At 70.9% G+C, this 21,018-nt stretch carries 19 protein-coding genes, 1 rRNA gene and 1 riboswitch; of the genes, 15 read left to right on the forward strand and 5 right to left on the reverse strand.

Features of this window, described 5'->3' with window-relative positions; genetic code table 11:
• Positions 1–10 precede the first annotated feature (10 nt).
• From rrf to CTZ28_RS45305, 11 genes are all read left to right on the forward strand, one after another.
• Positions 11–127: ribosomal RNA gene (gene rrf / locus CTZ28_RS45255) — 5S ribosomal RNA — on the forward strand.
• 109 nt (positions 128–236) lie between these two features.
• Positions 237–845 carry a cardiolipin synthase ClsA gene (locus tag CTZ28_RS45260; protein WP_121895728.1) on the forward strand — a complete coding sequence of 203 codons (609 nt, stop codon included), beginning with the start codon at positions 237–239 and terminating at the stop codon, positions 843–845.
• 114 nt (positions 846–959) lie between these two features.
• A complete protein-coding gene (locus CTZ28_RS45265) occupies positions 960–3,455 on the forward strand; it encodes a mannose-1-phosphate guanyltransferase (RefSeq protein WP_121895730.1) in 2,496 nt (831 codons plus the stop codon).
• Between the two features lie 98 nt (positions 3,456–3,553).
• Positions 3,554–4,465 (forward strand): DUF881 domain-containing protein, encoded by a 912-nt coding sequence (locus CTZ28_RS45270; RefSeq protein WP_121895732.1) that lies wholly within the window; start codon positions 3,554–3,556, stop codon positions 4,463–4,465.
• Positions 4,462–4,794, forward strand: coding sequence for a small basic family protein (locus tag CTZ28_RS45275; RefSeq protein WP_003988855.1), 333 nt, complete (start codon positions 4,462–4,464; stop codon positions 4,792–4,794). The genes CTZ28_RS45270 and CTZ28_RS45275 overlap by 4 nt, the downstream gene beginning before the upstream one ends.
• Before the next feature lie 5 nt (positions 4,795–4,799).
• Positions 4,800–5,633 (forward strand): DUF881 domain-containing protein, encoded by an 834-nt coding sequence (locus CTZ28_RS45280; RefSeq protein WP_121895734.1) that lies wholly within the window; start codon positions 4,800–4,802, stop codon positions 5,631–5,633.
• A gap of 130 nt (positions 5,634–5,763) precedes the next feature.
• Complete coding sequence (locus CTZ28_RS45285) at positions 5,764–6,654, forward strand: FHA domain-containing protein (protein ID WP_121895735.1); 891 nt, start codon at positions 5,764–5,766, stop codon at positions 6,652–6,654.
• Between the two features lie 41 nt (positions 6,655–6,695).
• Positions 6,696–7,433: a transcriptional regulator FtsR gene (ftsR, locus tag CTZ28_RS45290; protein WP_121895737.1), complete on the forward strand. Its 738-nt coding sequence runs from the start codon at positions 6,696–6,698 to the stop codon at positions 7,431–7,433.
• Positions 7,434–7,519: 86 nt separating this feature from the next.
• Positions 7,520–7,993: a bifunctional nuclease family protein gene (locus tag CTZ28_RS45295; RefSeq protein WP_026253112.1), complete on the forward strand. Its 474-nt coding sequence runs from the start codon at positions 7,520–7,522 to the stop codon at positions 7,991–7,993.
• A 262-nt stretch (positions 7,994–8,255) separates the two neighbouring features.
• Entirely contained in the window at positions 8,256–8,942 is a 687-nt protein-coding gene (locus CTZ28_RS45300; RefSeq protein ID WP_121895739.1) for a MerR family transcriptional regulator, read from the forward strand.
• Positions 8,943–9,131: 189 nt separating this feature from the next.
• Entirely contained in the window at positions 9,132–10,523 is a 1,392-nt protein-coding gene (locus CTZ28_RS45305; protein WP_121895741.1) for a DNA polymerase IV, read from the forward strand.
• Between the two features lie 285 nt (positions 10,524–10,808).
• Here the strand turns inward: CTZ28_RS45305 and CTZ28_RS45310 are convergent, their stop codons facing one another.
• A complete protein-coding gene (locus CTZ28_RS45310) occupies positions 10,809–11,180 on the reverse strand; it encodes a PRC-barrel domain-containing protein (protein WP_121895743.1) in 372 nt (123 codons plus the stop codon).
• A 114-nt stretch (positions 11,181–11,294) separates the two neighbouring features.
• Positions 11,295–11,390: riboswitch (glycine riboswitch) on the forward strand.
• Between the two features lie 176 nt (positions 11,391–11,566).
• On the opposite strand from CTZ28_RS45310, the gene gcvP reads away from it, so the two are divergent.
• Positions 11,567–14,452, forward strand: a complete 2,886-nt coding sequence (gene gcvP / locus CTZ28_RS45315) for an aminomethyl-transferring glycine dehydrogenase (RefSeq protein ID WP_121895745.1) — start codon at positions 11,567–11,569, stop codon at positions 14,450–14,452.
• Positions 14,453–14,549: 97 nt separating this feature from the next.
• Here gcvP and CTZ28_RS45320 read toward each other — a convergent pair whose 3' ends face one another.
• From CTZ28_RS45320 to modA, 4 genes are all read right to left on the reverse strand, one after another.
• A complete protein-coding gene (locus tag CTZ28_RS45320) occupies positions 14,550–14,969 on the reverse strand; it encodes a TOBE domain-containing protein (protein ID WP_121895747.1) in 420 nt (139 codons plus the stop codon).
• Positions 14,970–15,045: 76 nt separating this feature from the next.
• Entirely contained in the window at positions 15,046–16,137 is a 1,092-nt protein-coding gene (locus CTZ28_RS45325) for an ABC transporter ATP-binding protein (protein ID WP_121895749.1), read from the reverse strand.
• Between the two features lie 294 nt (positions 16,138–16,431).
• On the reverse strand, positions 16,432–17,292 hold the full coding sequence (modB, locus tag CTZ28_RS45330; RefSeq protein ID WP_121895751.1) for a molybdate ABC transporter permease subunit: 861 nt from the start codon (positions 17,290–17,292) through the stop codon (positions 16,432–16,434).
• Positions 17,289–18,119, reverse strand: a complete 831-nt coding sequence (modA, locus tag CTZ28_RS45335; RefSeq protein WP_121895765.1) for a molybdate ABC transporter substrate-binding protein — start codon at positions 18,117–18,119, stop codon at positions 17,289–17,291. The genes modB and modA overlap by 4 nt, the downstream gene beginning before the upstream one ends.
• 207 nt (positions 18,120–18,326) lie before the next feature.
• Here modA and CTZ28_RS45340 point away from each other — a divergent pair, with 207 nt between their 5' ends.
• The 3 genes from CTZ28_RS45340 to CTZ28_RS45350 all read left to right on the forward strand — a co-directional run bounded on the left by CTZ28_RS45340 (position 18,327) and on the right by CTZ28_RS45350 (position 21,007).
• Positions 18,327–18,788: a molybdopterin-dependent oxidoreductase gene (locus CTZ28_RS45340; RefSeq protein WP_259472107.1), complete on the forward strand. Its 462-nt coding sequence runs from the start codon at positions 18,327–18,329 to the stop codon at positions 18,786–18,788.
• 20 nt (positions 18,789–18,808) lie between these two features.
• Positions 18,809–19,744, forward strand: coding sequence for a LysR family transcriptional regulator (locus CTZ28_RS45345; protein WP_121895755.1), 936 nt, complete (start codon positions 18,809–18,811; stop codon positions 19,742–19,744).
• A 102-nt stretch (positions 19,745–19,846) separates the two neighbouring features.
• A complete protein-coding gene (locus tag CTZ28_RS45350; RefSeq protein ID WP_121895757.1) occupies positions 19,847–21,007 on the forward strand; it encodes an NAD-dependent formate dehydrogenase in 1,161 nt (386 codons plus the stop codon).
• Positions 21,008–21,018: the final 11 nt, after the last annotated feature.

The raw sequence follows: 21,018 nt of genomic DNA on the forward strand, positions 1-21,018 counted from the left end.
TTCGTAGTGTTTCGGTGGTCATAGCGTGAGGGAAACGCCCGGTTACATTCCGAACCCGGAAGCTAAGCCTTACAGCGCCGATGGTACTGCAGGGGGGACCCTGTGGGAGAGTAGGACACCGCCGAACTCCCTTTGAGGCTCCGGCTCTTGGGCAGACAGCCCGAGAGCCGGAGCTTTTTTGCGTTGAGGTAGGGTCAGGGAGCATCGTTGGTTCGTTTCCCACAGGAGGCCCCCGGGTGGAGGTCCAGGAGACCCGAGTCCAGACAGACCGGGTCCTCACCATCCCGAACATCCTCAGCATGGCGCGGCTCGTCGGCGTACCGCTCTTCCTGTGGTTGATCCTCAGGCCCGAGTTCGGGGGCCCCAAGAGCGACGGCTGGGCGCTGTTGGTGCTCGCGCTGAGCGGGATCAGTGACTACCTCGACGGCAAGCTCGCCCGGCGTTGGAACCAGATCAGCAGCCTCGGCCGGCTCCTGGACCCCGCCGCCGACCGGCTCTACATCCTCTCGACGCTGGTCGGCCTCACCTGGCGTGAGATCCTGCCCCTCTGGCTGACGGCCGTGCTCCTGGCGAGAGAGCTGGTGCTCCTGGTGATGGTGGGCATCCTCAGGCGGCACGGCTACCCGCCGCCGCAGGTGAACTTCCTGGGGAAGGCCGCGACCTTCAATCTGATGTACGCCTTCCCGCTGCTCCTGCTCAGTGACGGAAGCGGCTGGATCTCGTCACTCGCTGCAATTTTCGGATGGGCGTTCGCCGGATGGGGTACGACGCTGTACTGGTGGGCAGGAGTGCTCTACGTGGTGCAGGTCCGCCGTCTGGTTCGTGCGGACACCATGGCCGATTGAGCTCGGCGATTGTCCGGACGTAGTGGCTCGATGGCCCTCGGCGGAAAAGTGCGGGACAATCTTGACGGGTGAAGTCGGCTAGACCGTCGTCTCTTGGAGGAGGACGCTTCCGACATGAAGGCCGTCGTGATGGCCGGTGGTGAAGGCACTCGCCTTCGCCCGATGACCTCAAGCATGCCCAAGCCGCTCCTGCCCGTGGCGAACCGCCCGATCATGGAGCACGTCCTGAGGCTGCTCAAAAGGCATGGGCTCACTGAGACCGTCGTCACCGTGCAGTTTCTGGCCTCGCTCGTCAAGAACTACTTCGGTGACGGCGAAGAGCTCGGAATGGAACTGACCTATGCCAATGAGGAGAAGCCACTCGGTACCGCCGGAAGCGTCAAGAACGCCGAAGAGGCGTTGAAGGACGATGCCTTCCTCGTCATCTCAGGCGACGCGCTGACCGACTTCGACCTCACCGACCTGATCAATTTCCACAAGGAAAAGGGCGCGCTGGTCACGGTGTGTCTGACGCGGGTGCCCAATCCGCTGGAGTTCGGCATCACCATCGTCGACGAAGAGGGCAAGGTCGAGCGGTTCCTGGAGAAACCGACCTGGGGGCAGGTCTTCTCCGACACGGTGAACACGGGCATCTACGTGATGGAGCCCGAGGTCTTCGACTATGTGGAGCCCGACGTTCCGGTCGACTGGTCCGGTGATGTCTTCCCGCAGCTCATGAAGGAGGGCAAGCCGGTCTACGGCTATGTCGCCGAGGGCTACTGGGAGGACGTCGGCACGCACGAGTCGTATGTGAAGGCCCAGGCCGACGTCCTCGAGGGCAAGGTCGACGTCGAGATCGACGGATTCGAGATCTCCCCGGGCGTATGGGTGGCCGAGGGCGCCGAGGTACATGCGGACGCCGTGCTGCGCGGGCCGCTCTACATCGGTGACTACGCCAAGGTGGAGGCCGGTGCCGAGATCCGGGAGCACACGGTCGTCGGGTCGAATGTCGTCGTGAAGAGCGGGGCGTTCCTGCACCGGGCCGTGGTGCATGACAACGTGTACATCGGGCAGCACAGCAATCTGCGGGGCTGTGTCGTCGGAAAGAACACCGACATCATGCGCGCGGCACGGATCGAGGACGGCGCGGTCATCGGCGACGAGTGCCTGATCGGTGAAGAATCGATCGTTCAGGGCAATGTGCGGGTCTATCCGTTCAAGACCATCGAGGCCGGTGCCTTCGTCAACACGTCGGTGATCTGGGAGTCCCGTGGGCAGGCGCACCTCTTCGGCGCCCGTGGCGTGAGCGGGATCCTGAACGTGGAGATCACGCCGGAACTCGCTGTACGGCTGGCCGGCGCCTACGCGACGACCCTCAAGAAGGGGGCGACCGTCACGACGGCCCGTGACCATTCGCGTGGCGCGCGTGCCCTGAAGCGCGCGGTCATCTCCGCGCTCCAGGCCAGCGCCATCGACGTACGGGACCTGGAGAACGTGCCGCTGCCGGTGGCACGGCAGCAGACCGCGCGGGGCAGTGCCGGCGGGATCATGATCCGGACCTCACCGGGGGTGCCGGACTCGGTCGACATCATGTTCTTCGACGGGCAGGGCGCCGATCTCTCGCAGGGCAGTCAGCGGAAGCTGGACCGGGTGTTCGCCCGGCAGGAGTACCGGCGGGCGTTCCCCGGGGAGATCGGTGACCTGCACTTCCCGGCCAGCGTCTACGACTCGTACACCGGGTCGCTGCTGCGGAACGTCGACACCAGCGGCATCGCCGAGTCGGGGCTCAAGGTCGTCGTGGACGCCTCCAACGGCAGTGCGGGCCTTGTCCTGCCCAGCCTGCTCGGCAAGCTCCGCGTGGACGCTCTGACCATCAATCCCGGCCTGGACGAGGCTCGGCCCACGGAGATCGGCGACATGCGCCGGGCGGGGCTGGTGCGGCTCGGTGAGATCGTGGCGTCCTCCGGGGCCGCGTTCGGTGTGCGGTTCGACCCCGTGGGCGAGCGGCTGTCCCTCGTCGACGAGAAGGGCCGCATCATCGAGGACGACCGGGCACTGCTCGTGATGCTCGATCTGGTGGCCGCGGAGCGGCGCAGCGGCCGTGTCGCGCTGCCGGTGACCACGACGCGGATCGCGGAGCAGGTGGCCGCGTACCACGGCACCCAGGTCGAGTGGACCACGACGTCTCCCGACGACCTCACGCGCGTGGGGCGCGAGGAGGGGACGATCTTCGGGGGAGACGGCAAGGGCGGCTTCATCGTCCCGGAGTTCAGCGGCGTCTACGACGGCGCGGCGGCCTTCGTGCGGCTGATCGGACTGGTGGCCAGGACCCAGCTCACGCTCAGCCAGATCGACGCGCGGATTCCGCGGGCGCATGTCCTGAAGCGTGATCTGGCCACGCCCTGGGCCGTCAAGGGGCTGGTGATGCGGCGGGTCGTCGAGGCGGCCGGCGACCGCTTCGTCGACACCACGGACGGGGTGCGGGTCGTGGAGTCGGACGGTCGCTGGGTGATGGTCCTGCCCGACCCGGCCGAGGCCGTCACCCACCTGTGGGCGGAGGGGCCGGACGACGAGTCCGCCCAGGCTCTGCTCGACGAGTGGTCGGCCGTCGTGGACAGCGCCGGACGGTAAAACCCCCAGCACGCGCGCGTGCCGGACAAGTGTCCCCAAGGGGGCCTGTCCGGCACGCCGGTGGGGCCGTTCGGAGGTACTGCTCGCGACGTGCGACGATGTGCGGCATGCCGCAGCAACCCCCCGTTCGGAGCACACCGGCCTCGCGGCCCGCGCGCCCGGACGCCTCCATGTCGTTGCTCACCAACGTCATGGATCACAGCCTCGACGACGGGTACGCCGAGGCCGCCGCCCGCAGGAAGTCCCAGGGCGAAGAAGGGGGCCTGCCGAAGACCCTCCGTGCGAAGCTCGGCCTCGCCGGCGGTCTGGTGCTCGCCGCGCTCGTCGTGACCGTCGGTGCGGCACAGGCCCGGGTGGCGGCGCCCGTGGTCGCCAAGGAGCGGCAGGAACTGCTCGACCGGATCGACCGGGAGACCGAGACGGCGGACAAGCTGGAGGGCAGCGTCGACAAACTGCGCGACGACGTGAGCGCCCGCCAGCGGGCCGCCCTGCGGCAGAGCGGCGGCAGCGGGCCGGCCGACCTGGTCGGAATCCTGTCGGGCGCCACGGCGGTGCACGGCCCCGGAGTGAAGCTCGTCGTGAACGACGCCAAGGAAGCCACCACGGGCGGCGACGGCAACCCGCGCACGACCTCCGGATTCTCCGACACCGGCCGGGTGCGCGACCGTGACATGCAGCGGGTCGTCAACGGGCTGTGGGCGGCCGGCGCGGAGGCCGTCTCGATCAACGGGCAGCGGCTGACCGCCCTGTCCGCGATCAGGGCCGCGGGCGACGCGATACTGGTCGACAACAAGCCACTGGTGCCGCCCTACACCGTGCTGGCGGTGGGTGACGGCAAGAAATTCAGCAGCAGGTTCCAGGACGGCGCCGACGGGCTGTATCTGCATGCCCTGGAGGAGAGCTACGGCATTCGGGCCGACATCTCCGTGGCGAGCGACCTCCGGCTGCCCGCCGCACCGAGTGTGATCGTACGTACAGCACAGCCGAGCACTGAGAAGGGCACATCGTGATCGCCGTACTGGGCCTCGTCGTGGGAGTCGTGGCCGGGCTGTTGGTTCGTCCCGAGGTTCCGGCGGTCGTCGAGCCTTATCTGCCGATCGCCGTGGTCGCGGCGCTCGATGCCGTCTTCGGTGGCCTGCGGGCCATGCTGGACGGAATCTTCGACGACAAGGTCTTCGTGGTCTCGTTCCTGTCGAACGTGGTCGTGGCCGCCCTGATCGTGTTCCTCGGCGACAAGTTGGGGGTGGGCGCACAGCTGTCCACGGGTGTCGTCGTGGTCCTCGGTATCCGTATCTTCTCCAACGCCGCGGCCATCCGGCGGCATGTGTTCCGGGCGTGAGACCGATGAGCAACCAGGACGAGCAGCCGGAGAACAGGCTGCGCAGGGAACTGCCCGACGAGGTGCCCCCGCCGGGTCCCGTGCCGCAGCCCCGGCAGGAGAAGTCCGAGCCGGCGCTGACCGGCCGCCAGCGGCTGGTCAACGGTCTGTGGCCGCCGCGCGTCTCCCGGGCCCAACTCATCGTCGCGCTGCTGCTGTTCGGGCTCGGCTTCGGGCTGGCCGTGCAGGTGGCGTCGAACAGCGACAGCGACAACGCGCTGCGCGGCGCCCGCCAGGAAGATCTGGTGCGCATCCTCGATGAACTGGACAACCGTACGCAGCGTCTTGAGGACGAGAAGACGGGACTCGAACAGCAGCGTCAGGAGCTGGAGAACAGCTCGGACCAGGCCGAGGAGGCGCGCAGGCAGACGGCCGAGAAGGAGCGGCAACTCGGCATTCTGGCGGGCACCGTGGCGGCACAGGGCCCCGGCATCACGATGACGATCGGCGACACGAAGGGAACGGTCAAGGCGAACATGCTGCTCGACGCGATCCAGGAGCTGCGCGCGGCCGGCGCGGAGGCGATCCAGGTCAACGGTGTACGGATCGTCGCCGGCACGTACCTCTCGGATTCCGACAACAGCGTGAGCGTCGACGGGAACAAGATCGACGCCCCCTATCATTTCAAGGTCATCGGCAAACCGCAGGACCTTGAGCCGGCGCTCAACATCCCGGGAGGTGTGGTGCAGACTCTTGAGAAGGAGCAGGCCACCGTGGTGGTCGAGCGCTCAGCCAAGATCATTGTGGACGCCTTGCGACCGGCGAAGCAGCCTGACTACGCTCGGTCGTCCTCTCAGTGAATCGGGAGTGCATGGGAGAGGTCCGGCAGGGGCATGAGGTTGCGGGGGGTCGGCGCACCGAAGGGGTGGTGCGTGGTGGAAACTGTCTGGTGGATACGGACGTTGTGAGGATGTCCGGGTCGGCCGGTGTATGGGATCAGAGTTCGTCCTGCCCCACGGGCGGGTCTGTTTCGGTCAAGGGGAATCGCCCGTGAAGTTGTTTGCGAAGTTGTTCGGCAAGAGCGCGCGAGAGGACAGCGGCAACGCGACCGCCCGCCATCGCGCACAGCCTGACGCGGAGGGCCAGCGCCCGCTGTTCCGGGACCAGGTGGGTGGCCCGGGCGGCGACAATTCCGGTGGTCAGGGCGCGCCGTCTGTTGACCCTGCCCAGTCCAGCGGCATAGGTTTCGGGCAACCGTCAACCTCAAGTGCGGGTGGAGGGTTTGCCCCCGGCCCGTATGCGTCCAATGCCCCTGGGGGGCAGCCGCGGCAGGAGGATCCGTCCATGTCGGTCCTGGTGTGTACGAGGTGCGGCAACCGCAACGCGGAGAACGCGCGGTTCTGCTCCAACTGTGGTGCGCCGTTGCGTGCCGGCGCCGCCGCCGAGCGGCCGTCGGAGACGACGTCCACGATCTCCATCTCCGGCCTTGAGGCGTACGACGCCGAGGTCACCGGGCAGACGCAGCTGCCGGCGCTCTCCCCCGAGGCGCAGGCGGCGGTCGACGCGCTGCCGCTGGGCTCGGCGCTCCTGGTGGTCCGCCGCGGCCCGAATTCGGGCAGCCGCTTCCTGCTGGACGGGGACCTGACCACGGCCGGCCGTCACCCGCAGAGCGACATCTTCCTGGACGACGTGACGGTCTCGCGCCGGCACGTGGAGTTCCGGCGCTCTCCCGACGGTTCGTTCACGGTGGCCGACGTGGGCAGTCTGAACGGCACGTACGTCAACCGCGAGCGGATCGACCAGGTCGCTCTGTCGAACGGTGACGAGGTGCAGATCGGCAAGTACCGGCTCGTCTTCTACGCGAGCCGGCACGGCATCTGACCAGCCCCCGGACGCCGTCCGGGGGACTCCAGGGAAGGTCCATGCTTCAAACACCGCGTGGCGGTGCCGGGGACGGCACCGCCGCCAGGGACAGTGGGCTGATGAGTATCGGCATGGTGCTGAACACGCTGCGCGAGGAGTTCCCCGAGGTCACCATCTCCAAGATCCGGTTCCTGGAGTCGGAGGGCCTGGTCGAGCCGCAGCGCACCCCCTCGGGGTACCGCAAGTTCAGCGCCGGTGACGTCGAGCGTCTGGGCCATGTCCTGCGGATGCAGCGGGACCACTATCTGCCGCTCAAGGTGATCCGTGAACACCTCGACGCCATGGAGCGGGGTGAGGCCGTACCGCTGCCTGTTGTGGGGCGGCAGCGGGACGCCGAGGGCGCGCTGGAGCCGGTCGAGGGGCCCACAGTGGCCCGGATCGGGCGGGCGGAGCTGCTCGCGGCCGCCGAGATCGACGAGAGCGCCCTCGAGGAATGGGAGTCGTACGGGCTCGTCGCCCCCTTGGAGGACGGGGTGTACGACGTGGAGGCGGTGACCGTGGCCTCCCTCGTGGCCGAGTTGGGGCGGTTCGGGATCGAGCCGCGCCACCTTCGGGTGATGAAGGCCGCAGCGGACCGCGAGGCGGGCCTCGTGGAGCAGGTGGTGGCCCCGCTGAGGCTCCACCGCAACCCCCAGACCAGGGCCCATGCCGAGGCCCGTGCGAAGGAGCTGGCGGCGCTCACCGTCAGGCTGCACGCGGCGCTGGTGAGGACCGCGCTCGGCGTGCGGCTGCCCTGAGCGGCGCCGGTGTTCCGTCGACCGGATCGCGCACCCGTTCCCTGCCCGACTACCCAAACGTCCCGGGCACGGCCTAGGGTTGCTGTGTGAACGAGCTCGATGTCGTAGGTGTCCGGGTCGAGATGCCCTCCAACCAACCGATCGTGCTCCTGCGTGAAGTGGGCGGCGACCGGTACCTCCCCATCTGGATCGGGCCGGGGGAGGCGACCGCGATCGCCTTCGCCCAGCAGGGGATGGCTCCCGCGCGGCCGCTGACCCACGACCTGTTCAAGGACGTGCTGGAAGCTGTCGGCCAGGAGCTCACCGAAGTACGCATCACGGACCTGCGTGAAGGCGTCTTCTACGCGGAGCTGGTGTTCGCCAGCGGGGTCGAGGTCAGCGCCCGTCCGTCCGATGCCATAGCGCTGGCGCTGCGCACCGGAACGCCGATCTACGGCAGTGACACGGTGCTCGACGACGCAGGCATCGCCATTCCGGACGAGCAGGAGGACGAGGTGGAGAAGTTCCGCGAGTTCCTCGACCAGATCTCGCCCGAGGACTTCGGCACCAGCAGCCAGTGAGTCCGGCGGCCCAGCGTGCCGGACCTGGGCTCCGCGCGGCCTGGTGCACGGCCTGTGACGGGCCACGGTGGGGCAATTGCCAGCGGCCATTGAGAGCGTCCTGCGGCCCCCCGGGAGCGCATTCGGCTAGCCTTTCCCCGCAGTGGGGTACGGGAAACCACTCTTAGGGTGATTATCACTCGGCGTGGCGAGTGTGGCGATCGTTGACGCACCCCTGGTGACTGCCTACCGTCGTGAAGGCAGGTCAAGGACGGAGGTCGGCGTGAGAAGCAGCGGCGACGGTACGGCTGGGGGTGCCCCCGGACGCGGTTTCGGGGAGAGCGGTCCGTACGCTCCCTCGAGCTCTCGGTTCCGCTCCAGCGGGGGGTATCCCCAGCAGGGCAGCGGTTCGGCCGAACACGCCCCGCAACGGCCGACGGCCGTACCCGGCGGGGGAGGGGCGGCATCCATGGCGTCCGAGCAGATCGGTTACCGCGGGCCGACCGCCTGCGCGGCGGCCGGCATCACCTATCGGCAGCTCGACTACTGGGCCCGCACAGGCCTCGTCGAGCCCAGTGTGCGGCCCGCCCACGGGTCGGGTACGCAGCGGCTGTACAGCTTCCGGGACGTCGTCGTCCTGAAGATCGTCAAGCGGTTCCTGGACACCGGCGTGTCGCTGCAGAACATCCGGACCGCCGTCCAGCACCTCCGGGAACGCGGTTTCCGCGATCTGGAGCGCATGACGCTGATGAGCGACGGCGCCACGGTCTACGAGTGCACCTCGCCCGACGAGGTCCACGCCCTGCTCCAGGGCGGTCAGGGCATCTTCGGGATCGCCGTGGGCGTGGTCTGGCGGGACGTGGAAAGCGCGCTCTCCCAGCTGCACGGCGAGCGCATTGACACCGGGGAGACGCTGGTCGGGCACAACCCCGCGGACGAGCTGGCGCGCCGGCGCAACCGGGCGGTCTGACCGGCGCACCTTTGCCCATGGTGAGCCGGTCGGCGTGGCGGAAGCCGACCTGCGCGGTGGCGAGGCCGAAGCGGGCCAGGTTCCGCATCGCCTTCCGCCGGGCCCTGCCGGGGGTGCCCCGGGTGGTCCGGGGCCGTGTCGGCGTCCGGCGACGGGGCATTGTCAGTGCCGTGGTGCAGCATCGGACATGTGAGGAACACGCCCACGATCCTGCACCTCGACATGGATGCCTTCTTCGCCTCGGTGGAGCAGGCGTCCAAGCCGAGCCTGCGCGGGAAGGCCGTCATCGTGGGCGGGCTCGGACCGCGCGGGGTGGTCTCCACCTCCTCGTACGAGGCACGGACCTTCGGGGTGTACTCGGCGATGCCCATGGCACAGGCGCGCCGACTGGCACCCAACGCCGCCTATCTCGTGCCGCGCTTCGGGCTGTACCGATCGATCAGCGAGCAGGTGATGGCGCTGCTGCGGGAGCTGTCCCCGCTGGTGGAGCCGCTGAGCCTGGACGAGGCGTTCGTGGACCTGGAGGCCGGCGGGACGGCCTGGGACGAGGGGTCGGCGCGGCTGGCCGGGGCGAAGCTGCGCGCGGACATACGGGCCGTCACCGGGCTCACGGGCTCGGTGGGGCTGGCCGCCTCCAAGATGCTCGCGAAGATCGCCTCCGAGCAGGCCAAGCCGGACGGCCTGGTGGTGATCGAACCGGGCACGGAGCGCGCGCTGCTCGGCCCGATGCCGGTGCGGACCCTGCCGGGCGTGGGGCCGGCGACAGGGGACCAGCTGCGGCGGGCCGGGATCGCCACGGTCGAGGAGATCGCCGAGGCGGGCGAGGACGAGCTGGTGCGGCTGCTGGGCAAGGCCCACGGGCACGCGTTGTACGCGATGGCGCTGGCGCACGACGAGCGGCCCGTGGTGGCCGAGCGGGAGACCAAGTCGGTGTCCGTCGAGGACACGTACGACGTCGACATCCACGATCGGGTCCGGGTCGGTCTCGAGGTGCAGCGGCTGGCCGACCGGTGCGTGCGGCGGCTGCGCGGGGCGGGCCTTTCGGGGCGGACCATCGTGCTGAAGGTGCGGCGGTACGACTTCTCCACGCTGACCCGTTCGGAGACGCTGCGGGGGCCGACGGACGATCCCGCGGTGGTGCGGGAGGCGGCGGCCCGGCTGCTGGACTCCGTGGACACGACGGGCGGGGTGCGGCTGCTCGGGGTGGGCGTCTCCGGGCTCGCCGACTACACACAGGAGGACCTGTTCGCGCAGGCGGCGGGCGATCTGGCCGACGCGGCGCCGGAGGAGGCCGTGGCCGAGCCCGTCGAGGAGCGGCCGGCGGTCGCCGAACGGCACTGGCCCGCGGGGCACGACGTGCGGCATGCCGAGCACGGGCACGGCTGGGTGCAGGGCAGCGGCCTGGGGCGGGTCACGGTGCGCTTCGAGACCCCGGGCTCGGAGCCGGGGCGGGTGCGGACGTTCCGGGCCGACGATCCCGGCCTGGAGCCGGCGGATCCGCTGCCGCTGGTGCCCGGGGGAGCGGAGGGGGGTGGGGGAGGGCCGGGGGCTGGACCGGTCGCGGTGCGGGGGAGCGGCTGATCCGGGGCCCTGGGCGGGGCGGGATGCCGGGTAACGGGCCGCCCGGGTGCCGAGTGTGCTCGTGGCCGACCCTTGGTGCCGTCTGCCGTCTGCCGGGCGGTGGGCCGCGGCGGGCGTGCCTTGGACGGCGTGCGCCCGGCGGGCCTCTCGCTGTTGGTGTGGGGCGGTCAGGCGTCTGCTTTCCGCCCGGGGCCGAGGCGGGCGGAGAACTGCCCGCGTGGGGCCGCGCGCAGACGGACGGGGTGCGTTGGGCCGTACAGGGGTGGGGCGGTGCTGCCGGGGGCGTCAGGCTTCGTCGTGGCCTGCCAGCCTGCCGAAGTGGTGGTCCGGGCGTGCGGGCGGCGGGGCCACGTCCAGGCCGTAGTGGTGGTAGAGCTGGAGTTCCTGCTCGGGGGAGAGGTGCCGGCCCACGCCGAAGTCGGGGGCGTCCTTGATGAGGGCGCGGTCGAAGGGGACGCGCAGGGTGCCCTCGATCAACTCGCTCGGCTCAAGGGGGACGAAGGCGTCCCTGGAGAACAGGCCGGTCCGTATGGCCGCCCACTCCGGCACCCCCGTGGCATCGTCGAGATAGACCTCGTCGATGGTGCCGATCTTGGTGCCGTTGCGGTCGAACGCCTTGCGGCCGATCAGGTTGCGCGGATCGATGTCGGTCTGCACGGGCCCTCCTCAAGGTCGCAAATCATCCGTAAGCACTACAAAAGAGCAGATTCGAGGAGGCGGCCACTCGAAGCCCTCGCCGCTGACCTCGCTGGTACCCTGGCAAGCGGCTGCTGATCCCGTGCGGGAGAGTCCTCCGGACATCGTCGGAGGCGCCGAAGGAGCAAATCCTCCCCGGAATCTCTCAGGCTCACGTACCGCACGGACGAGGTCACTCTGGAAAGCAGGGCGGGTGTCGACGGCTCCCGCTCTCACCGACGGGGAAAGCCGTGCGCCCTCGGGCGACGCGGTGAAGCTCTCAGGTCGAGATGACAGAGGGGGAGGCCGTCGGGGTGCCCGCGCCGGGGCGCCCCTCGAAGGTCGCGTCAGACCAGGAGGCCTCCGCAATGACCGCCCATCGCACTCCGCTCTCCGAGCTCGAACAGGGCATCCCCTTCGAGCAGCGGCACATCGGACCCGATCAGGAGGCGCGGGCCAAGATGCTCGCGCAGGTCGGCTACGGCTCGCTCGACGAGCTGACCGCCGCCGCCGTACCGGATGTGATCAAGAACGCCGACGGGCTCGATCTGCCGGGCGCGCGCACCGAGGCCGAGGTCCTCGCCGAGCTGCGCTCCCTCGCCGACCGCAACCAGGTCCTCGGTTCGATGATCGGGCTCGGCTACTACGGCACCTTCACGCCGCCCGTGATCCTGCGCAACGTCATGGAGAACCCGGCCTGGTACACGGCGTACACGCCCTACCAGCCGGAGATCTCGCAGGGGCGGCTCGAAGCCCTGCTGAACTTCCAGACCATGGTCGCCGACCTCACCGGACTGCCCACGTCCGGTGCCTCCCTCCTCGACGAGGGCACGGCCGCGGCCGAGGCGATGGCCCTGTCCCGGCGCATGGGCAGGAACAAGAAGGGCCTCTTCCTGGTCGACGCGGACACGCTGCCGCAGACCGTCGCCGTGATCCGTACCCGTGCCGAACCGACCGGCGTGGAGGTCGTCGTCGCCGACCTCGGCGAGGGCATCCCGGCCGAGATCGCCGAGCGGGAGATCAACGGCGTACTGATCCAGTACCCGGGTGCCTCCGGAGCCGTGCGCGACATCGCGCCGTTGATCGAGCGGGCCCATGGACTCGGCGCGCTCGTCACCGTCGCCGCCGATCTGCTCGCCCTGACGCTGCTGAAGTCGCCGGGCGAGCTGGGTGCGGACATCGCCGTCGGCACGACCCAGCGCTTCGGCGTGCCGATGGGCTTCGGCGGGCCGCACGCCGGCTACATGGCCGTGCACGAGAAGTTCGCGCGCAGCCTGCCGGGCCGCCTCGTCGGCGTCTCCGTCGACGCCGACGGGCAGCGGGCCTACCGGCTCGCGCTGCAGACCCGTGAGCAGCACATCCGGCGTGAGAAGGCCACCAGCAACATCTGCACCGCGCAGGTGCTGCTCGCGGTGATGGCCGGCATGTACGCCGTCCACCACGGTCCCGAGGGGCTGCGGGCCATCGCGCGGCGCACCCACCGGTACGCCGCGATCCTCGCCGCGGGTCTGGCCGCCGGCGGGTTCAGGGCCGTGCACGGCGCCTACTTCGACACGCTGACGGTCCGGGCGGAGGGCCGCGCCGCGCAGATCGTCGCCGCCGCGCGCGAGAACGGCGTCAACCTGCGCCTGGTCGACCCCGACCACGTCTCGATCGCCTGCGACGAGACGACCACCCGGGACCGGCTCGGCGCCGTGTGGTCCGCCTTCGGTGTGCAGGGCGACGTCGAGGCGCTGGACGCGGCCACCGCGGAGGTGCTTCCCGAGGCGCTGCTGCGCACCGACGCGTTCCTCACCCACCCCGTCTTCCACCAGTACCGCTCCGAGACCGCGATGCTGCGCTACCTGCGCAGGCTGGCCGACCGTGACTACGCGCTGGACCGCGGCATGATCCCGCTCGGCTCCTGCACGATGAAGCTCAACGCGACCACCGAGATGGAGCCGGTGACCTGGCCCGAGTTCGGTCAGCTGCACCCGTTCGCGCCCGCCGGGCAGGCCCAGGGCTATCTCACGCTGATCCGCGAGCTGGAGGAGCGGCTCGCCGAGGTCACCGGGTACGACAAGGTCTCGCTCCAGCCCAACGCGGGGTCTCAGGGTGAGCTGGCCGGTCTGCTGGCCGTGCGGGGCTATCACCGCGCCAACGGCGACGAGGGGCGTGTCGTGTGCCTCATCCCGTCCTCCGCGCACGGCACCAACGCCGCGAGCGCCGTGATGGCCGGCATGAAGGTCGTCGTCGTGAAGACCGCCGAGGACGGCGAGATCGACGTCGCGGACCTGCGGGCGAAGATCGAGCAGCACCGCGACGAGCTGGCCGTGCTGATGATCACCTACCCGTCCACGCACGGTGTGTTCGAGGAGCATGTCGCCGACATCTGCGCCCAGGTCCACGAGGCGGGCGGCCAGGTGTACGTGGACGGCGCCAATCTCAACGCCCTGGTCGGGCTCGCCAAGCCGGGCCACTTCGGCGGTGATGTCTCGCACCTCAACCTGCACAAGACGTTCTGCATCCCGCACGGCGGCGGCGGTCCCGGCGTCGGCCCGGTGGGCGTGCGCGCGCACCTCGCGCCGTACCTGCCGAACCACCCGCTGCAGCCCGCCGCCGGTCCGGAGACGGGCGTCGGCCCCATCTCGGCCGCTCCGTGGGGTTCCGCGGGGATCCTGCCCATCTCGTGGGCGTACGTCCGGCTGATGGGCGGCGAGGGGCTGAAGCGGGCCACTCAGGTGGCCGTGCTGTCCGCCAACTACATCGCCAAGCGCCTGGAGCCCCACTACCCGGTCCTCTACACCGGTCCCGGCGGCCTGGTCGCGCACGAGTGCATCATCGATCTGCGTCCGCTGACCAAGGCGACCGGCGTGAGCGTGGACGACGTGGCCAAGCGCCTGATCGACTACGGCTTCCACGCGCCGACGATGTCGTTCCCGGTGGCCGGGACGCTGATGATCGAGCCGACCGAGTCGGAGGACCTGACCGAGCTGGACCGGTTCTGCGAGGCGATGATCGCGATCCGCGCGGAGATCGAGAAGGTCGGCTCCGGCGCGTGGCCCGCCGACGACAACCCGCTGCGCAACGCCCCGCACACCGGGGCGGCGCTCGGCGGCGCGTGGGCGCACGCCTACAGCCGTGAGGAGGCGGTCTTCCCGGCCGGTGTCTCGGCCGCCGACAAGTACTGGCCGCCGGTCCGCCGGATCGACCAGGCCTTCGGCGACCGGAACCTGGTCTGCTCCTGCCCGCCGCTGGACGCGTACGAGGACTGAGCCGGACGACCGCGTGAGGGCTCCCGTCCGTGCTTCGGGCGGGAGCCCTCACGCGTGCCCGTCGCACGCCGGTGTCACGGGCCCCGGCCGGGTGTTCTCAGGCCGTCGCCAGTGACACCTCGGTCGACTTGATCAGGGCGAAGACGGCGGAGCCCGCCGACAGTCCCAGGTCGGTGACGGATTCGCTGGTGATGGCCGAGGTCAGCTCGCCGCCCTCGACCGCGATCTTCACGGAGGCCATCGCGCCGCCGGCGGCGATGCCGGTGACCGTGCCGGGCAGCTGGTTGCGGATCGAGACGCGTTCGACCGGGGCGGTGGCCAGGGCGATCTCCGTCGACTTCACCAGGGCGCGCACGGCGGAGCCCGCGGCGAGGCCGAGGTCCTCGGCGGCCTCCAGGGTGATCGCGGCGGTCAGGTCCTGACCGCCGGTGAGGCGGACCTTCACCGTGGCCATCACCTCGCCCGGGGTGACGGCGGTGACGGTGCCGGGGAGCTGGTTGCGGATGCTCAGGCTCATGGGAACGCCTCGCAGGATGTGGGGGATCGTGGGGGTACGGGCCCTGGCGGTCCCCACCGTAGCCGCAGCCGGTGCCTCAGGCCGGGTAGGCGTGGGTCTGCGTCGCCTTGACCGTCGCCCAGACCGGTGCGCCCGGGCGCAGGTCGAGTTCCGCGGCGGCGACCGTGGTGAGGTCGGCCGCGAGGGGAAGCTCGCCGGCCAGGTCGGCGCGGATCTGGTCGCCGTGGGTCTCCAGGCCGGCCACCTCGCAGCGCCACAGGTTGCGGGCGCTGGAGCCGGTCGGGCGGTCCCGGTGCAGCGTGACTGCGCTCGGCGGGAAGGCCACGAAGACCGGACCGGACAGGTCCTCGGTCGTGGTGATGGCGGGCCCGTCGTCCAGCCGTACCGTGTGCCCCTCGGCCCGGCCCCGGTAGAGGTTGAGGCCGACCAGCTGCGCGATGTAGTCCGTGCGCGGACGGCGGGCGATCTCGGTGGGGGAGCCCTCCTGGACCACGCGGCCGTGCTCGACCACGACGAGCCGGTCGGCCAGCACCATGGCGTCCAGCGGGTCGTGCGTCACCAGGACGGCGACCGCCTCGAACTCGGCGAGGTGGCGGCGGAGCCGGGCGCGCACCTCCAGCCGGGTGCGGGCGTCGAGGGCGGCCAGCGGCTCGTCGAGGAGCAGCAGGCGGGGGCTGGTGGCCAGGGCCCGGGCCAGGGCGACCCGCTGGGCCTGGCCGCCGGAGAGCCGGCGGGGCTTGGCGCCCGCGTGCTCGGCGAGGCCCAGGCGGTCCAGCCAGGTGGCGGCCAGGGCGCGGGCCTCGGCCTTGGTCGCGCCCTGGCAGCGGGGGCCGAAGGCCACGTTGTCCAGGGCGGACAGATGCGGGAAGAGCAGATAGTCCTGGAAGACGACGCCGACGGGACGAGACTCCGGTGCCGTGCGGTCGAGGGCGGTGCCGTCCAGGCGCAGATGGCCGCCGGTGATCGGGACGAGACCGGCGAGGGCGCGCAGGGCGGTGGTCTTTCCGGCGCCGTTGGGCCCGAGCAGGGCGACGACGTCTCCGGGCGCGGCCCGCAGGGCGATGTCGAGGCGGAAGGAACCGCGGTCGACGACGAGCCGGGCGTCGAGCCCGTCACCGTGGGCGCCTTCGGCGACGGAGCCGGCCGTGGTGTCGTCGATGTCCGTCATGGGGTGCACATCCAGGGGTCGGGCGGACGGAGGACCGTGCCGGGCGTGACCGGACCGGCGGGCGTGGCAGTGGGCCGGGCGGGCGCCTCGGCCGGCCGGACGGCGGTCGGCGCGGTGGGGCGGCGGTGCCTCGGGGCGTGGGCGGTACGGGTGCGGCTCGTACTGGCGATCGTAAGGCCGCACGCCGTGGGACCGCCCCGGGATCGCTTCCGGGACCGGCGCTTCCGGATGCCGTCAGGGCTGCGTACGGCGGCGGGGCGCGGGCGAACGGCGGCGGTAGGGGACGTCACGATTTCACGGTGTGGTCAGCCAGCGGTCCCGCAGACCCGCCAGTACCGCGATCGAGACCGCGAGCAGGACCAGGCTGAGCGCGATGGCCGCCTCGGGGTCGTTCTGCAGGGCCAGATAGACCGCGAGGGGCATGGTCTGGGTGCGGCCGGGGAAGTTGCCGGCGAACGTGATGGTCGCGCCGAACTCGCCGAGCGCACGGGCCCAGGCCAGGACCGCGCCCGCCGCGATGCCGGGGGCGATCAGTGGCAGCGTGACCCGGCGGAACGCGGTGAACCGGGAGGCGCCCAGGGTGGTGGCCGCCTCCTCGAAGCGCGGGTCGGCGGCGCGCAGTGTGCCCTCGACGCTGATGACCAGGAACGGCATCGCGACGAAGGCCTCGGCGATCACGACGCCCGTCGTGGTGAACGGCAGCGTGATGCCGAACCAGGAGTCCAGCCACTGGCCGACGACGCCGTTGCGGCCGAGCGCGAGGAGCAGGGCCACACCGCCGACCACCGGCGGAAGGACGAGGGGCAGGGTGACCAGGGCGCGCACGACACCGCGGCCGGGGAAGTCGGTGCGGGCCAGCAGCCAGGCCAGCGGCACGCCCAGGACCAGGCTCACTCCGGTCGCCGCGGTCGCCGTGATCAGCGACAGCTGGAGCGCCTGCCACACCTCGGTGCTGCTCAGCAGCTCCGGCAGGCTGCCCCACGGGGCCCGGACGAGCAGGGCGAGCAGGGGCAGCAGCAGGAACGCCAGGGCCACGATGCCGGGCAGCAGCAGTGGCAGCGGCACCCCGCGCCGCCCCGGCGCGCGGGCGCCCCGGCGCCGCGGCCCGCCCTTCGAGGTGCGGGCCGCCGCGCCGGACTCGTCGAGCCGGGTCACGGCTTCAGGAACCCCGCCTCGCCCAGCACCCGCTGGCCCTCGGCGGAGCGCACGAGCGCGATGAACGCCTCGGCCGCCTCGGCGTTGGGCGCGTTCTTGAGCAGGGCGATCGGGTAGTCGTTGACGGCCTCGGCCGACTCGGGGAAGTCCACGCCCTCCACCTTGTCACCCGCCGCCTTCACATCGGTCTTGTAGACGACCGCGGCGTCGGCCTCCTTCAACTCGACCTTCGTCAGGGCGCTCTTGACGTCCTGTTCGTAGGAGACCGGGGTGAGCTCGAGCTTGCTCGCCTCCAGAGCCTTCTGGGCCGCGGCGCCGCACGGCACGGTCTTGTCGCACAGGACGACCTTCAGACCGGACTTGGTGAGGTCCTTCAGGGACGCGACCTTGTCGGGGTTGCCCGGCAGGGTGGCGATCTCCAACTGGTTGCGGACGAAGGTGACCGGCGTTCCGGCCGTGTCGTTCTTGTCCGTCACGATCGCCATCGTCTTGGCGCTGGCGGCGGCGAAGACGTCGGCGGGCGCGCCGCCGGTGATGCTCGCCGCGAGCGTGTCGCTGCCGCCGAAGTTGAAGGTGACCTTGGTGCCCGGGTGCTGCTTCTCGAACTCGGCGCCCAGCTCGGTGAAACTCTCCTGCAGCGAGGCCGCGGCGAACACGGTCACCGTGCCGGACAGCTTCGGCGAGGCCGATGCGGAGCCGGACGACGAGCCCGGCGCGGACGACGACGAGTCGTCCGAGGAGGAGCAGGCGCTCAGCGCCATGAGCGCGGCGGCTCCCGCGCCTGCCACCTGCAGCATCCGCCGGGACCGGCGCTCGGAACGGGTTATCACGGGTCTACTCCTTCACGTCCTCGGACAAGGTGTTACGCCCCGCAACGGCCGCATTGCGGCCGTGCCGTGATGATGATACGCCGCATCTGCGAGGCGTTTGTCTACTGTGTCGTCGCATGAGCTGGGACAATGACGGCCTCAGGTATGCATGTGCGTTTGTACGGGGCCGCGCCGCGGGTACCGTCATCCGGGAGGTGGTCGCACGTGACGCTCGCCGAACTCGCCCTGACCGGTGACCTGGCCCGGCCGGCCCGGCTCACGGTGCCGGATCTGTTCGCCTGGCCCCAGCACCGGGTGCGGGTCAGTTTCGAGTGCGCCACCAGCGGAACGCAGCACCACCGGTTCGCCGGTCCGTTGTTGTACGACGTGCTGTCCGACGCCGGGCCCGGCTTCGATCCCGTGCGGCGCAAGGACCGGCTGCGCTTCCTCATCGCCGTCAACGGCATGGACGGGCACCACGCGCTGCTGTCCTGGGCCGAGATCGACCCCGACTTCGCCCGCGCGCCCGTGCTGCTCGCCGTCAGCATCGACGACAGCCCGCTCGACCGGCACGGACCCCAGCTGGTGCTCCCGCAGGACCGGTGTGGGGGGCGGCACATCAGCGGTATCAACGGGATACGGGTGGACGGGCGCTACCGGTGCGCCACGGAGACCTCAGCCGTGTAGTCCCGCTGTGGAGGCCGCGCATGCTGCTGCGTCAGCTGGAGTATCTCGTGGCGCTCGCCCGGGAGCGCCACTTCGCCCGCGCGGCGGCGGCCTGCTTCGTCTCCCAGCCCTCGCTGTCCGCCGCGATCCGCCGCCTCGAACACGAGCTGGACGTGCCCATTGTGCGGCGCGGCAGACGGTACGAGGGGCTGACCCCCGAGGGCGAGGTCGTCCTGGCGTGGGCGCACCGGATCCTCGCCGAGCGGGACGCGCTGCACCAGGAGCTGTCGGCGCTGCGCGGCGGGCTCACCGGAACGCTGCGGCTCGGCGTCGTACCGACCGCGCTGCCCGTCGCCTCGCTGCTCACCACCCCGTTCTGCGAACGGCATCCGCGCGCCCGGGTGGCCGTCGAGTCGCTGTCGTCGGCCGACATCACGCATGGGTTCACGGAGTTCGAGCTGGACGCCGCGATGACCTACCTCGACGACGACACCCTGCGGCAGGTGCGCCGCTTCCCGCTGTACGAGGAGCGGTACGTGCTGCTCACCCCGCTCGACGGTCCGCTCGGCCAGGCCGGCGGGGCCCGCTGGGCGCAGGCCGCCGCGTTGCCGCTGTGCCTGCTGGGGCGGCGGATGCGCAACCGCCGTATCATGGACGAGTGCTTCGCGGCCGACGGCGCCACCGCGGCCCCGGCCATCGAGTCGGACAGCGTGGCCGGGCTCTACGCGCATCTGCGCGGCGGCCGTTGGTCCAGCGTGATCTCGCACGCCTGGCTGCATATGTTCGGCGTGCCGGAGGGGATGCGCGTGGTGCCCCTCGAAGGGCCCGCGCACGGACCGCGGGTCGGACTGGTCGTCTCCCGCAGCGAACCCCCGTCGGTGCTCGCCGACGCCCTGGTGAAGGTCGCCCGTCAGGCCGGGGTGCGCGACGCGCTGGACGAACTGCTGCGCACCTATCTGGGTGTCCGCGGCCGATAGCCGCGGGCTATCCGGGCATAGCGAGGTTCGCTTTGACCGGGGCGTCGGCCCGCCAGGATGGTGAAGAGGTCCTTCTCACAACGGAGTTGAGGAGCCGTGACCATGGCCAAGGTGCTCTGTGTGCTGTACGACGACCCGACCGGCGGATACCCGGCCTCCTACGCGCGTGACGACCTCCCGGTGATCGACCACTACCCGGGCGGCCAGACCACCCCCACCCCCGAGGCGATCGACTTCACCCCGGGACACCTGCTCGGCAGCGTCTCCGGCGAACTCGGCCTGCGCCGCTTCCTGGAGGCGGCCGGGCACACCCTCGTCGTCACCTCCGACAAGGAAGGCGCCGGCTCGGTCTTCGACCGGGAACTGCCCGACGCGGACATCGTCATCTCCCAGCCGTTCTGGCCCGCCTATCTGACCGCGGACCGCATCGCCGCCGCCAAGAACCTCAAACTGGCGGTCACCGCGGGCATCGGCTCCGACCACGTCGACCTCGGCGCGGCCATCGCGCACGGGGTGACGGTCGCCGAGGTGACGTACTGCAACAGCATCAGCGTCGCCGAGCACGTCGTGATGTCGATCCTCGCGCTGGTGCGCAACTACCTGCCGTCCCACCGGGTCGCGGTCGAGGGCGGCTGGAACATCGCGGACTGCGTGGCCCGTTCCTACGACCTGGAGGGCATGCAGGTCGGCACGGTGGCCGCCGGGCGGATCGGGCTCGCCGTGCTGCGCCGCCTCGCGCCCTTCGACGTGGCACTGCACTACACCGACCGGCACCGGCTGCCGCGCGCGGTGGAGGAGGAACTGGGGCTGACCTTCCACGAGAGCGCCGCCGACATGGTGCCGCACTGCGACGTGGTGACCGTCAACGCCCCCCTGCACCCCGAGACGGAGGGGCTGTTCGGCGACGAGTTGCTCGGCACGATGAAGCGCGGCGCCTATCTCATCAACACCGCACGGGCCCGCATCGTCGACCGGGACGCCGTCGACCGGGCGCTGCGCGACGGGCGGCTCGCGGGATACGCAGGCGACGTGTGGTTCCCGCAGCCCGCGCCGGCCGACCACCCCTGGCGGAGCATGCCGCACCACGGCATGACCCCGCACATCTCCGGCTCGTCGCTGTCCGCGCAGGCCCGGTACGCGGCCGGCACCCGGGAGATCCTGGAGTCCTGGTTCGCGGGCCGGCCGATCCGCGAGGAGTATCTGATCGTGGACGGGGGCGCGCTGGCCGGGGCCGGGGCGCACTCCTACTCGGTGGGCGGCTGAGGCGCGCGGAG

The organism is Streptomyces shenzhenensis, from assembly GCF_003688995.1.
GTDB classification, from domain to species: Bacteria; Actinomycetota; Actinomycetes; order Streptomycetales; family Streptomycetaceae; genus Streptomyces; species Streptomyces shenzhenensis_A.

Excerpts from the sequence above, each read along its gene's own strand:
- ftsR (WP_121895737.1), top strand. The coding sequence starts at position 6,696 with ATGCTTCAAACACCGCGTGGCGGTGCCGGGGACGGCACCGCCGCCAGG.
- CTZ28_RS45265 (WP_121895730.1), top strand. The coding sequence starts at position 960 with ATGAAGGCCGTCGTGATGGCCGGTGGTGAAGGCACTCGCCTTCGCCCG.
- gcvP (WP_121895745.1), top strand. The coding sequence starts at position 11,567 with ATGACCGCCCATCGCACTCCGCTCTCCGAGCTCGAACAGGGCATCCCC.
- CTZ28_RS45270 (WP_121895732.1), top strand. The coding sequence starts at position 3,554 with ATGTGCGGCATGCCGCAGCAACCCCCCGTTCGGAGCACACCGGCCTCG.
- CTZ28_RS45325 (WP_121895749.1), bottom strand. The coding sequence starts at position 16,137 with ATGACGGACATCGACGACACCACGGCCGGCTCCGTCGCCGAAGGCGCC.
- CTZ28_RS45280 (WP_121895734.1), top strand. The coding sequence starts at position 4,800 with ATGAGCAACCAGGACGAGCAGCCGGAGAACAGGCTGCGCAGGGAACTG.
- CTZ28_RS45345 (WP_121895755.1), top strand. The coding sequence starts at position 18,809 with ATGCTGCTGCGTCAGCTGGAGTATCTCGTGGCGCTCGCCCGGGAGCGC.
- CTZ28_RS45285 (WP_121895735.1), top strand. The coding sequence starts at position 5,764 with ATGGGATCAGAGTTCGTCCTGCCCCACGGGCGGGTCTGTTTCGGTCAA.
- CTZ28_RS45320 (WP_121895747.1), bottom strand. The coding sequence starts at position 14,969 with ATGAGCCTGAGCATCCGCAACCAGCTCCCCGGCACCGTCACCGCCGTC.
- CTZ28_RS45350 (WP_121895757.1), top strand. The coding sequence starts at position 19,847 with ATGGCCAAGGTGCTCTGTGTGCTGTACGACGACCCGACCGGCGGATAC.